Origin of the sequence: Blautia obeum ATCC 29174 (genome assembly GCF_025147765.1) — a bacterium.
Lineage (GTDB): Bacteria > Bacillota > Clostridia > Lachnospirales > Lachnospiraceae > Blautia_A > Blautia_A obeum.
Map to the genome: position 1 here is coordinate 1,636,867 of NZ_CP102265.1, position 13,510 is coordinate 1,650,376.

Below are 13,510 nucleotides of genomic sequence, written 5' to 3' on the forward strand. Positions count from 1 at the left end.
AAGAGGTGAATGATGGAGAAGATATTAACAATCAGTATTGCTGCATATAATGCTGAACTCGATATTAAAAGATGCTTGGACTCATTTATAAGTACTAATGTACTTGAGGAATTAGAACTTATTGTAGTTAATGATGGATCGAAAGATAATACATTGAATGTTGCGAAGCAATACGAAAAAAAATATCCAGGAATTATTAAGGTAATTGATAAAAAAAATGGAGGACATGGATCAACTATTAATGCTAGCATAAAAGAGGCAACTGGAAAATACTATAAAATTGTTGACTCGGATGATTGGATAGATCCAGAGGAATTGGAAAAATTAGTTTTTTGGTTAAGAAACAATGATGCGGATTTAGTGCTTACTCCTTATAAGTGCGTAAACGCTGATAAAATAGAAGATTTTGAATTAATATATCCTTATGATGCAATGATGGAAATAAAAAAAATCACTAATATAGAGAAAAAATCTAATATTATAGTCTATATGCATTCAACAACATTTAAAAAAGAAGTAATAAAGAGAATGGGGCCAATTATAGACGAAAATTGTTTTTATGTTGATTTAGAGTATACAATATTTCCACTGTATTATATAAAGAATTTCGTATGTTTAGATTATATTGTATATCAGTATCTCTTAGGAACTGATGAGCAAAGTATGAATATTAAAAATATGATTAAAAGAAGAAATCAGCACTTAAAAGTAGTGACACGAATTATCAATTATTATTCAGATAAAAAGAGAACATTAAAGGAGCCGGTACAAGAAATAATTCTAAATAGAATTCATTCAGCTATTTTAAGTCAATATAAAATATATGCTAATATGGAACCAAAAGAAAGCATTGCAGAAGTTAAAAAATTTGATATGTGGTTGAAACAATTTCCAGAATTATATACAGGTGCACAAGGAAGATTTATGAAAATAATATACCTTAATCGTGCAACGCGATTTATGTTTTATGCCCCAATTATAAGAATACTGAAAATTATGCATTTGGAGCCAAAAATATGAATGACAGAAAAAAAGTATATTATTTTAAAAAAAAGGAGATCCCATATTTTATTGCATATTTTCTAATGGCATTTTCGAATGTTGTAATTGCTAATTCATATTTGTTTGGCGAAAACAGATATGATATTTGTGTGTTTGTACAGTATATATCGTGCATATTGTTTATAGTAGCACTATGCACAGGAAAATACAAATTAAGAGATTTAATAGTGCGTGGATTAATTGGTATCATCGTCATTTTTATTACAATTAATTTACGTAGTACGGAATTTGGTGTGTATTCTTTGGCAATCATAGCATCTTTAAATATTGATTCAAAAAGAATAGTAAGATTTAATGTGATTAGTAATATATGTTTTATTGTAAGTGTAGTTTTACCAGCCTTAATTGGAATCATACCCAATGATATTTATATACATGAAGGAAAAAAAGCGTATGCATTAGGATTTTCATATTATTCAAATATCCCTTATATGGTGTTGGTAGTTACATTAGCATTATTTTGGTTGGCAAATTCGCAAAAAAAGGAAAAAATTGTATTGATAACTAGTATACCAATTCAGATATTGATATATAAAGTAAGTACTACAAGATTGGTTTTAGGGATATATTGTGTGTTTATGGTAGCGGTTTTATTATCAAGATTATTAAATACAAATAAAAAGCATAAAGTGTTAATATTTTTTTCTGCGATTATGTTTCCGTGTGCTGCTATAATTACATTTTTGATATCAATTTATTACACTAAAAATAGTTTCTTTATGACTTTAAATAAATTGCTTAATAATAGACTTGAGTTTAATGCAAGAGCTTTTCGTATGTATAATATTAGTATCGGAGGGCAAAAAATTATAACTTCAAATGGTGGATTTGATGCAGATTATGTAAATCATTATTTTTATGTGGATAGTGGTTACGTATATACTTTAATTAGTTATGGAATAATTTTTTTCATTATTTTGATATTTTTATATTCCTTCCTGTTTCAAAAAGCTGTTAGAGATAATGAGTTTAAATTAGCAATTTGGTGTCTTGTAATATGTATTTTTTCTGTGATTAATAATATTATGTTAAAAATTTCAATTAATCCACTTCCTATTTTAGCTTTAGATGCGTTTACTAAGTGGAATGCAGGAAAAAAAACAAAAGTTAGATTGGAATAAAAATCGATTAAAACAGGTAATGTCTATGTTGATTGATAAACTAAGGTAATTTGTAATATTAATTATAAAAGATTTGAGTTAGATGAAAATGAGACATGGGGAAAGCAGAAAACATAACTTTGATTTTTGGTGATAAATTTAAAAATGTTATAAGGAATTAGTATATATGTCAAATAGTAAAAAAATAGCACAGACAAGTATAAAAAAGAACTATATATATAATACAATATATCAGGTGCTTTCATTAATAACGCCATTGATCACAGCTCCATACATATCTAGAGTTTTAGGATCAAGTGGTGTTGGGATTTATAGTTATACAAACTCAATCGTGACATATTTTACATTATTTGCAGCTTTGGGAACAGCTTCCTATGGGCAGCGAGAAATAGCAATGCACCGGAATGATTCGAAAGCATCGTCTAAGTTATTTTGGGAGATTGAATTTCTATCAATTACAACAACAGCGGTTTCTTTAATAATTTGGCTGATTTGGATTTGCGTATCAACACAGTATACAGCTGTTTATGGCGTGCTAACATTATCAGTTTTAGCGGTTGCCTTTGATATATCTTGGTATTTTGGTGGGTTTGAAAAGTTCAAGTATATTGTTATTCGAAATACAGTGGTAAAGATTACAGGAATTGCATTACTTTTTCTATTTGTAAAAAAGGAGACAGATATCCTTTTATATGTATGTATTATGGCGGCAACAGGATTAATCGGTAATATTTCGATGTGGACTTATCTGCCAAAATTGTTGTCCAAAGTAGATTTTAAGACACTTCACCCATTTAAAGTGCATTTAAAACAGACTTTCTTATACTTTATACCTACTATTGCGACATCGGTATACACTGTTCTGGATAAAACAATGATTGGTGCAATTACAAATTCAGAAGAACTGAATGGATATTATGAACAGGCAACGAAAATTATTCGTATGGTAGAGAGTCTGCTTTTTTCGTTGAATACGGTAATGGTTTCGAGACAGTCTTATCTTTTTGCAGAGGGAAAGACTGATGAAATTAAGGAAAAAATTGATAAGAGTTTTGAATTCCTTTTTGCACTTGCAGTGCCATTTATGTTTGGAATTTGGGGAGTAGCAGAAAATTTTGTTCCTTGGTTTTTTGGTAATGGTTACAAGCCTGTAGTTATGCTTTTGTACCTTATGAGTCCATTACCATTGGTGATTTGTATCAGTAACATCATGGGATCTCAATATTTAACCCCTTCGGGGCAACGTGCTAGGAGCTCTAAAGGAATTATTGTAGGTGCTATAACAAATTTTATATTGAATTTAATATTGATACATAAATTTGGTGCAAACGGTGCTACAATTGCTAGCCTTGCTGCTGAATGTGTAATTAGCGTTGTTTATGTTCACATGAGCAAAGAATTTATAAACTGGCACCAGATATGGAATGCTCTTTATAAAAAACTGATTGCTGGTTTTGTGATGTTTTTGGGAGTGTTGTTTTTGGGAAAAGGATATCAGGGAAATATAATAATTTCCATGGTTCAGGTCGTGCTAGGTGCAGTGATATATGGAATCATGTTAATTGTACTCAAGGATAAAGTCATATATGACGCATTTAGAACGATAAAAAGAAGGGAATGACTAATTAAAATGGTTGATTTGAACATAGAATTACCGAAGGGATTTCTTGAGGAAGAAGTTCGGTGTGGATATACTGTTACACGAAAGATGAAAGAAGTTTGGGCAGTGGAATTGGATTTGCTGAAAGAATTCAAACGTGTTTGCAATAAATATGATTTAAAATATTGTGCAGATGGAGGAACATTACTCGGTGCAATTAGGCATCAAGGATTTATTCCTTGGGATGATGACCTGGATATCGCTATGCTTAGAAAGGATTTTGAAAAACTAAATGAAGTTGCACCAGCGGAATTTAAAAAACCGTATTTCTGGCAGACAGAAGAAACTGATAAAGGATCAGCTAGAGGACATGCACAGTTAAGAAATTCAGATACAACAGGTATTATTAAAAATGAATACGAACATCAAAGAAACAATAACTTTAATCAGGGAATCTTTATTGATATATTTCCATTTGATACAGTTATAGATTCTGAGGAAAAGCTAGCTGAACAAGATTTAAAAAGAATGAAATTACTTACAAAATACAGAGAAACATTGGATTCAGATGATTTCTTTTGCTTTAAGCCATGGATTGATGAGTCGGGAAAAAGACATTTTAATCTAAAAAAAGTATTGCGGCATTTTAAGCATAAGTTGTTAAAAGATTCTTATGTACCAATATACAATCAATTTATAAATGAAATTACAAAGTATGACACTATCGATGATTCTAAATATGTAGCAGATTTGTGTATGCCATTATCACTTAATCGGATTAGACGATTTCGGTCAGATTTTGACAATTTGAAAGAAGTTGATTTTGAATTTCTCAAAATTCCTGTTTTTGTAAACTACGATCGTAATCTGAGAATGTTATATGGCAATGATTATATGAAACCTGTTAATACAAATAGTGAACATGGCGGATTGATTCTAGATACTGATAAGTCATATAAATGGTACCTTGAAAAACGTAGATGATATTTTGACATTTTATAAGAGAATGTATAGGAGAAAACAAAATGAATGTTGCAGTTTTAACAGCAGGTGGTATTGGAAGTAGAGCACACCAAGATCTTCCAAAACAATTCTTAACAGTTGAAAATAAGCCAATTCTCATATATACACTTGAAGCATTTCAACAGCATCCAAGTATTGATGAAATATATGTTTCATGTCTTGATGGATGGAGTGCTGTACTTGAAGCATATGCAAAGCAGTTTAATATTACAAAACTCAAGAGAATTGTTACAGGTGGCGCAACAGGTCAGGAATCTATTTATAATGGATTGAAGGCAATTAAAGAAGATAATGAAGAAACAAAAGATATTGTAGTAATAATTCATGATGGTAATAGACCTATGTTGCCACAGGATGTTATTACAGATAATCTTGTAAAACAAAAATTGTTTGGGTCCGCTGTTACAGTGATTCCGACTACTGAAGTTGTATTTGTGTCAAAAGATGGAGAAGAATCTAATGTAGCACTGAATAGAGAAGAACTTTGGAGAACTCAAACGCCTCATTCGTACAGATTTGATGAATTATGGACTGTTCATAATCAAGCGATTGAAGATGGGGTTATCAATATGGCAGCATCATGTTTGTTGATGCAGAAATATGGTTATACCACTTATTTTTCCAAAGGTTCAGAAAAAAACATAAAAATCACAACAGTAGAGGACATTGAAATTTTTAAAGCATTGCTAAGTGCAAAAAATGACGAGTGGATAAAAAAATGATGAATTTGAAAACAGAAGAAATAAAAGTAATAGCTGAGCTTCCATATAGTTGGGAAAAAATTAAAGATAAAACAATTCTAGTATCAGGTGGAACTGGTTTTATAGGCACAGCATTTGTTGATGTTATTAAATATCGAAATCAAAAATATAATGAGAACATAAAGGTAATTTCTTTTTCAAGAAGAGGCGGCGAATCAAGTGAATATCTTGAATGTATAAAGGCAAATGTCAAGCAACCGTTACATTATGAAGGGAAAATAGACTATATTATACATTTGGCTTCTAACACTCACCCAAAACAATACGCAGAAGATCCTATTGGAACAATTATGACAAACATATATGGATGCGACAATTTGTTGAAGTTAGCAGTAGAGAAAAAGGCACGTTTTCTTTTAGCGTCTAGTGTAGAGATTTATGGACAAGGTACAGCAATTCCTATGAATGAAGAATATTGTGGATATATTGATTGTAACCTTGCGAGATCAGGATATAATGAAGCCAAAAGAACTTGTGAGGCGTTAACTCAGTCTTATCGTAGTGTCTTTGGAGTTAATGCTGTAATTGCAAGATTTGCTAGAGTGTTTGGGGCAGACAAAAAACATGATACAAAGGCTATGAGTCAATTCATGGATAAAGCGGTTCTTGGAGAAGACATTATTTTAAAAAGTAAAGGACAGCAAAGATATTCGTATTGCTATATTGCAGATGCTGTAAGTGGACTACTTAAATTACTGTTGGATGGACAAGACGGTGAAGCATATAATATTTCTAATGACGATGATGGGCTAACATTAGGTGAATATGCAGAATATATTGCATCATTGGCTAATTTAAAAGTGCGCTATGAAATAGAAAACAATGAAAGTGTATCTAAAGCGACTTTTGCACTTTTGGATACCCATAAGATTAAGAACATAGGATGGAAGCCTCAATACAGTGTTAAGGATGGGCTGAAACGAACTTATATGATTAAAAAAGAACAACTTACTAATGTGGATTAATTTGAAGTCAGAATAAAGATATCAGTTAATTTAAATCTAGAATAAAAAAGTCTATGTTATAATTGAGCAGAATGCTTGAACTAGAAATAGAATTAGAGGAGTGTATTTATTGTGTACAATTATTTAGTAGTTGGCTCTGGCCTTTATGGCGCAATCTTTGCTCATGAAGCTAAAAAAGCAGGAAAATCAGTGCTGGTGATTGACAAACGTCCAAACATTGCCGGAAATATTTATACAGAGAAAATTGAAGGAATTAATGTACATAAGTATGGTGCACATATTTTCCATACAAATAACAAGAGAGTATGGGAATACATTACGCAGTTTGCGGAATTCAACAGATTTACGAATAGTCCTGTTGCTAATTATAAGGGTGAATTATATAGCCTTCCTTTTAATATGTATACTTTCAATAAGATGTGGGGAGTTGTAACACCAGAGGAAGCTTCAGTAAAGATTGAAGAGCAGCGTAAAGAAGCTGGTATTACAGAGCCAAAGAATCTGGAAGAGCAGGCAATTTCTTTGGTAGGTCGTGATATTTATGAAAAGTTGATCAAAGGTTATACAGAAAAACAGTGGGGGCGTGACTGTAAAGATCTACCGTCTTTTATTATTAAACGTCTCCCGGTACGTTTGACATTTGATAATAACTATTTTAACGCACTGTATCAGGGAATTCCGGTAGGTGGTTATACTAAGATGGTAGCAAATCTTCTGGATGGCATTGAAGTACGTTTGAATATGGATTATCTGGATAATAAAGCAGAGCTGGATGCACTGGCAGATAAAGTTGTATATACAGGTGCTATTGATGCATACTTTGATTATAAGCTGGGAACATTGGAATACCGTTCTGTTCGCTTTGAAACTGAAACACTTGATAAACCGAATTTCCAGGGAAATGCGGCAGTTAATTATACAGATCGAGAAACACCATGGACAAGAATCATAGAGCATAAATGGTTTGAATTTGGTAAAGATGAAGATGGTAATGAACTTCCGAAAACAGTCATCAGTCGTGAATTCAGTTCTGAGTGGAAAACGGGAGATGAGCCGTATTATCCGGTAAATGACGAAAAGAATGGTGCACTTTATGCAGAGTATAAGAAACTTGCTGGTGCTGAAGAAAAAGTAATCTTTGGCGGTCGACTTGGCGAATATAAGTATTATGATATGGATGCAGTTATTGCGTCTGCATTGGATATGTGTGAGAAGGAATTACAGTAACAAAAGAAGGAGAATCTCCATGCAAACAACATTACTTATCATGGCAGCCGGTATTGGATCACGATTCGGCGGTGGAATTAAACAGTTAGAGCCGGTAGATGAAACTGGACATATCATTATGGATTATTCGATTCATGATGCAATCGAAGCCGGATTTAACAAGGTGGTTTTTATTATCCGTAAGGATATTGAGAATGAATTCAAAGAAGTCATTGGTGACAGAATTGCAGGTATCTGCAGCGAGCATAATGTGACTGTAGATTATGCTTTTCAGGATATCAATGATATTCCGGGCGTTTTGCCGGAAGGCAGAACGAAACCGTGGGGAACGGGACAGGCTGTTCTTGCGGCGAAGGATGTGCTGACCACTCCGTTTATCGTGATCAATGCGGATGACTATTATGGAAAAGAAGGATTCCGTGCGGTTCATGAATATCTGGTAAATGGTGGTCAGTCCTGTATGGCTGGATTTGTTCTGAAGAATACTTTGTCTGATAATGGTGGAGTTACCCGTGGTATCTGCAAAATGGATGCGGAGAACAACCTGACGGAAGTTGTAGAAACAAAGAACATTATTAAAACCACAGAAGGTGCGGAAGCAGATGGAATGAAATTAGATATTGATTCGCTGGTTTCCATGAATATGTGGGGACTTACTCCGGATTTCCTGAAAACGCTGGAAGAGGGATTTAAAGAATTTTTTGAAAAAGAAGTTCCGGCAAATCCGCTGAAAGCAGAATATCTGATTCCGACATTTATCGGAGAATTGTTGTCAGAAGGAAAGATATCTGTGAAGGCGCTGCGCACCAATGACACCTGGTATGGAATGACTTACAAAGAAGATGTTGCAGCAGTAAAAGAAAGCTTCAGTAAGATGCTGGAGAACGGTACATATAAGGGAGATTTATTCTCTGATCTGTAAGGCATGTAGCCACGGGAAACCGTGGCTATTGTGCTATCTGGCAAAAACTCAATTGACATTCTTAGCCCATTTTGTTATATTAAAATTACATATCTGGGAAAGTTCTTTAACCGTTCGGTTATCTAATCCCCATATGAAAAAATAAGAAAATATGGCGGAGAGGATAAGGCGGGACATGTAAGATATCGGCATTCTTCTTTGCCATCATAAGAAGGGAGAATGTGGATGCAGAGAAGAAAACTGGAAGAATTGAGTCTGATGGATGATTTCCTGTTTAATGCAATGCTGACTCATCCGGAAACAGGAGAGAAGTTTACCAATAAGATTCTGAAGCTGTTATTTAATCGTGAGTTCAAAAATCTGAGGGTAAGTGTACAGAAGGTTTATGCAGGGATGAATACAGATTTGCGAGGTGCAAGGTTAGATGTCTGTATTGAAGGAGATTGTGTAAGCATTGAAGGTGATGAGATCCCTTCGGTATATGATGTGGAACCGGATCAGAACAATAAGGCAAAAGATATTGCGGCGTTTCCAAGGCGGTCAAGATTCTGTCATGCAATCATTGACAGCAGGAGCCTGAAATCTGGAGAAGATTTTGGTAAGCTGAAGCAGGTATACGTCATCTTTATCTGTAATTATGATCCGTTTGGTTATGACAGAGTATTGTATACGATAAAGAACCGGTGTCTGGAAGAACCAGAGATGAATTATGATGATGGTGCTGAAACTATTGTGTTGTATACAAAAGGAACAAAGGGAACGATATCAGAAGGACTCAGACAGTTTTTGAATTACATGGAGAATACGGACCAGAATAATGCAGTGAATGAAGATTTGAAGGACATCCAGAAAATGGTGGATGTAGTCAAGCGAGACGGGGAGGTGTCATTACAGTATATGAAGAGTTTTGAACATGATCAGTTGATGTATGCGCAGGGTGAAGCTGCTGGACGTGAAGATGGACTTAGAGCAGGGCGTCTGGCAGAAATAAAAAACACAGAACGTGAAAAGAAGCGTGCTGATATGGCGCAGAGCCGGATTAAGGAATTAGAGGCAGAACTGAAGAAATATAGGAAAAAAACTACGGTGTAGGATAAGCTGTAACAAAGTAGATAGCCATGGGAAACTGTGGCTATTACGTAAATCCTTAAACATGAGTACTGGGTATCAAAAATCCCCGCATTTTAACGGGGATTGAGCATATTTTACAGAATAGATATGCACATTGAAAAATCAAGTTTTTTTGTATCGGCTTGGACATTCTTTCTGGATTCTGGGCGACCATGGAAGAAGATCATCAATAAACCTGAGATCTTTGTCATCCATATGCTGAGGGATATAATGCCGTGTGGACAAACTGAACTTCAGGAGTTCACACGGTATATTTTGAGGGCTGCTATATAGTTTATAACGAAAATAAAAGAAACGGAGTGAAGGGAAGATGAACTTATTAAAAATACATCATATTGCAATTATCGTATCTGACTACAAAGTTGCTAAGGATTTCTATGTGAACAAGCTGGGCTTCTCTGTCATCAGAGAAAACTACCGCCCAGAGCGTAAGGATTGGAAGCTGGATCTTCGTGTCAATGAATATACAGAACTGGAGATTTTCGCTGAGGAAAATCCTCCGAAGCGTGTGAACTATCCAGAAGCCTGTGGTCTACGCCATCTTGCGTTCTGCGTAGACAGTGTGGAACAGACAGTGAAAGAGCTGAGGGAATTAGGCATAGAATGTGAGCCGATTCGGGTTGATGATTATACCGGCAAGAAGATGACTTTCTTTCATGACCCGGACGGATTGCCGTTGGAGTTGCATGAGTAAAAAGGTGGACAAAATGATATTTTGCAAGGCCGAAAAAGAGGATTTTAATAGAGTCAATGGTAAGGTATATGAAGAGTTTTGAACATGATCAGTTGATGTATGAAGAAGGGCGCCTGGCAGAAATAGAAAATACAGAACGGGAAAACTCGCTTTACGTAAAAATGGTTTCATGATATCATTATTTTTATAAATGATGGTTACGTGGAACTTTTTTTCTTGGCTTGTGGAGGTGCTGGAATGACGGGAAAGAAAAAACTGCCAATAGGAATAGATATTTTTGAAAAAATGGACAGGGAAGAATTCTATTATGTGGATAAAACTGGGATGATCGAAGATCTGATACAGAACAGGAGTGAAGTGAATCTTTTTACCCGTCCGAGGCGTTTTGGTAAATCCTTAAATATGAGTATGATGAAGGCTTTTTTTGAAATTGGCGCTAGTCCTGCATTGTTCAAAGGCTTGAAGATTTCGGAGAGGAAAGAACTTTGTGAGAAATATATGGGACAGTTCCCAGTGATTTCTATCAGTTTAAAGAGTGTGGAAGGACTGGATTTTGAAGCAGCGAAAAAAGCCTTGAAGGATATTTTGGGCGAAGAGGCTGGCAGATTTTATTTCCTTACACAAAGCAGTAAGCTTACAAATGAAGAAATAGAATCTTATAAAGCACTGCTCAGGGTTGGTGAAACAGGAGATTTTCTGATGTCTGATACGGCAATGGAGAAAGCTCTTCTGAGATTATCATTGTTGCTTCATAAACATTATGACAAGCAGGTTATTCTTCTGATTGATGAATACGATGTGCCTCTGGATAAGGCATTTCAGTATGGATATTATGATGAGATGGTGTCTTTGCTCAGAAATATGTTTGGTAATGCATTAAAGACGAATCCGAATCTGTATTTTGCTGTGCTGACAGGATGTCTGAGAATTTCGAAGGAAAGTATCTTTACTGGTCTTAATAATCTGAAAGTGCTGACGCTTACGGATGTGAGATTTGATGAATATTTTGGATTTACGGATACAGAAGTAAAAGGCATGCTGGAATACTATGGATTATCTGGACATTATGCAGAAGTGAAGGAATGGTATGACGGATATCGCTTTGGAAATGTGGAAGTGTATTGTCCGTGGGATGTGATCAATTACTGTGATCTTTTAAGAGCAGATCCGAATGCGCTGCCACAGGATTACTGGTCTAACACAAGTGGAAATGCAATGGTGCGCAGATTTATTGATAAGGCGGATACTCAGACTCGTGATGAGATTGAGCGGCTGATCGCCGGCGATGAGATCTTGAAGGAAATTCATCAGGAATTGACATATAATGAACTGGACAGCAGCATCGAAGTGATGTTGGGTTGATGGAGAAACAAATGATTACAAAGGTAAATTTTGGTAAGAGAATAAGTGATTTACGAATCGGGGGGGGCAAAACTCAGCTCGTGAAATGAGCCTTGCGCTGGGACAGAACCCGAGTTATATTAATCGGATTGAAAATGGCAAAGCACTGCCATCGATGCAGGGATTTTTCAGTATCTGTGAGTATCTGCAGATCACACCGGGTGATTTTTTTAATGAGGATTCAGAAGCTCCGCGGGAAGTGCGGGAGTTGATGGAGAAGATTGAGAAGCTTACACCTGAACAGAGGACTCTGATCAGACAGGTAGTTGAGCAGTTTTTGGGAGAATAATTCCATAAAAGATAAGCAGGAGACCTTTACGGCCGCCTGCTTATCTTTTATATTGTGAGTAAATTTCTGAAATCAAACACATCTTCTTCATCCATCAGGCGTTCCATTTCATTGAGATTCGGATCGGAGTGTTCAAGTTCTCTTGAGAATCGATAGCAGATGGAAATCATATCTTCAAAGGTAAAATGGCGACCATTTTTTAACCAGGTTCCTACGGCAAGTTCGTGGATCATGAAGGTGCAGATGACAGCCATTTTGGCTTTGGCAAATATCTGATCATCATAAATGGCTCCACAGAAGTAGGTGTAGATCCAGTAGAGGAGAAGCTGTTCTTCGTGAATGGCCCAGTCGGAATAATCGTGTGCGAAGGCGGCATAAATTTCTGTGAGTTCCGTATCATTTTGGCAGGAGCCATAGAGTGGAACGAGCGTTTTCCGAAGATATGTATGCCAGCCTGGGCGAAGAACCTCCATCTGTGGGATAACTGTGCGCCAGATCTGTTTGCATAGAGCAAGCAGGGAGACTGTATCAGAGGTAGAATCTTTGCAGGGCTGTTCAGAAGATACCGGACGATCGTTATTCCATTTCTGGATCTTATTCAGAAATTTCTCGCTATATCCGGATTTTTGATGCCGACCGCAGATATCTTCCCACTGGAACAGCTCATTTTTGTCCAGACTGAGCTGGAAATCATGCGCACATGCCAGAAGTTTCTGACGACGCAATCTGACCGGTATGGAGCGATCCTGAATCACGGAGAAAAGATAATCTCTAGTGTCCATCAAAGCGGTAAAAAGAAAATAATCGAAGTCATCGAAAGTTTCTTCCGGTGCTGCGACTTCTCTGGTGAAGAATGTGATTTTTTCTTTGTGGGACAAAAAAATTCTCGCGGCTTCCGGGCAGGAGAGGGACAGGGAGTATTCACGTAGCCCTTCAAATTCTTCAATGTGACGTGGATATTTTTGGCAGGTGTCGCATAACATATCTTTACCGGCTTCACTGTAGATATCGCAGAGATTGTCTTCATTCAGAAATGCACAGCGTTTGTCATACTGACAGAAAGAATGTTCTTTCCAGTCGATGTCATTGTGAAGTCTGTTTCGAAAAGGACCTTTGAATCTACGGTATTTCTGGAGGCTTTTTTCATCGATCATGATCTGCCATCCGGCACAGCAGGTATCGGGACAGGCACCTGCGATACAGGAAAATTCTTTATAAAAAGTAGGTTTTGTTATCTGCATGTCTTGTTCTCCTTAACTTTATGTGCGATAATGTTCAGCAAAAGTATAACATTTTGTAGTGTAAACTACAATG

Annotated in this window: 12 protein-coding genes and 1 pseudogene; 12 read left to right on the forward strand and 1 reads right to left on the reverse strand. The window is 35.8% G+C overall.

Translation table 11 applies throughout. From position 1 onward, the window contains the following. Positions 1 to 12 precede the first annotated feature (12 nt). The 12 genes and pseudogenes from NQ503_RS07725 to NQ503_RS07780 all read left to right on the forward strand — a co-directional run bounded on the left by NQ503_RS07725 (position 13) and on the right by NQ503_RS07780 (position 12,196). Positions 13 to 1,020 (forward strand): glycosyltransferase family 2 protein, encoded by a 1,008-nt coding sequence (locus NQ503_RS07725; RefSeq protein ID WP_049940383.1) that lies wholly within the window; start codon positions 13 to 15, stop codon positions 1,018 to 1,020. Further along, positions 1,017 to 2,183, forward strand: coding sequence for a hypothetical protein (locus tag NQ503_RS07730; protein WP_005423465.1), 1,167 nt, complete (start codon positions 1,017 to 1,019; stop codon positions 2,181 to 2,183). The genes NQ503_RS07725 and NQ503_RS07730 overlap by 4 nt, the downstream gene beginning before the upstream one ends. Before the next feature lie 166 nt (positions 2,184 to 2,349). Beyond that, positions 2,350 to 3,804 carry a flippase gene (locus NQ503_RS07735; protein ID WP_005423461.1) on the forward strand — a complete coding sequence of 485 codons (1,455 nt, stop codon included), beginning with the start codon at positions 2,350 to 2,352 and terminating at the stop codon, positions 3,802 to 3,804. 9 nt (positions 3,805 to 3,813) lie between these two features. Then, positions 3,814 to 4,767 carry a LicD family protein gene (locus NQ503_RS07740; RefSeq protein ID WP_005423458.1) on the forward strand — a complete coding sequence of 318 codons (954 nt, stop codon included), beginning with the start codon at positions 3,814 to 3,816 and terminating at the stop codon, positions 4,765 to 4,767. A 41-nt stretch (positions 4,768 to 4,808) separates the two neighbouring features. Then, a complete protein-coding gene (locus NQ503_RS07745) occupies positions 4,809 to 5,528 on the forward strand; it encodes an IspD/TarI family cytidylyltransferase (RefSeq protein WP_005423456.1) in 720 nt (239 codons plus the stop codon). Beyond that, on the forward strand, positions 5,525 to 6,532 hold the full coding sequence (locus NQ503_RS07750) for an NAD-dependent epimerase/dehydratase family protein (RefSeq protein ID WP_005423454.1): 1,008 nt from the start codon (positions 5,525 to 5,527) through the stop codon (positions 6,530 to 6,532). Before NQ503_RS07745 ends, NQ503_RS07750 begins: the two co-directional genes overlap by 4 nt. A gap of 111 nt (positions 6,533 to 6,643) precedes the next feature. Next, on the forward strand, positions 6,644 to 7,759 hold the full coding sequence (gene glf / locus NQ503_RS07755; protein ID WP_330368376.1) for a UDP-galactopyranose mutase: 1,116 nt from the start codon (positions 6,644 to 6,646) through the stop codon (positions 7,757 to 7,759). A 19-nt stretch (positions 7,760 to 7,778) separates the two neighbouring features. Then, positions 7,779 to 8,681: a sugar phosphate nucleotidyltransferase gene (locus NQ503_RS07760; RefSeq protein ID WP_005423451.1), complete on the forward strand. Its 903-nt coding sequence runs from the start codon at positions 7,779 to 7,781 to the stop codon at positions 8,679 to 8,681. Positions 8,682 to 8,906: 225 nt separating this feature from the next. Next, the gene (locus NQ503_RS07765) at positions 8,907 to 9,773 is read left to right on the forward strand and encodes an Rpn family recombination-promoting nuclease/putative transposase (protein WP_044925202.1); all 867 of its coding nucleotides are present in this window, start codon (positions 8,907 to 8,909) and stop codon (positions 9,771 to 9,773) included. Positions 9,774 to 10,122: 349 nt separating this feature from the next. Further along, positions 10,123 to 10,506 carry an SMU1112c/YaeR family gloxylase I-like metalloprotein gene (gene gloA2 / locus NQ503_RS07770; protein WP_005423447.1) on the forward strand — a complete coding sequence of 128 codons (384 nt, stop codon included), beginning with the start codon at positions 10,123 to 10,125 and terminating at the stop codon, positions 10,504 to 10,506. 237 nt (positions 10,507 to 10,743) lie between these two features. Continuing rightward, positions 10,744 to 11,853, forward strand: a pseudogene (locus NQ503_RS07775) (AAA family ATPase); the annotation flags it as partial. A 100-nt stretch (positions 11,854 to 11,953) separates the two neighbouring features. Further along, a complete protein-coding gene (locus tag NQ503_RS07780; protein WP_243007640.1) occupies positions 11,954 to 12,196 on the forward strand; it encodes a helix-turn-helix domain-containing protein in 243 nt (80 codons plus the stop codon). 47 nt (positions 12,197 to 12,243) lie between these two features. Here the strand turns inward: NQ503_RS07780 and fliB are convergent, their stop codons facing one another. Continuing rightward, positions 12,244 to 13,437: a flagellin lysine-N-methylase gene (gene fliB, locus NQ503_RS07785; protein WP_005423437.1), complete on the reverse strand. Its 1,194-nt coding sequence runs from the start codon at positions 13,435 to 13,437 to the stop codon at positions 12,244 to 12,246. Positions 13,438 to 13,510: the final 73 nt, after the last annotated feature.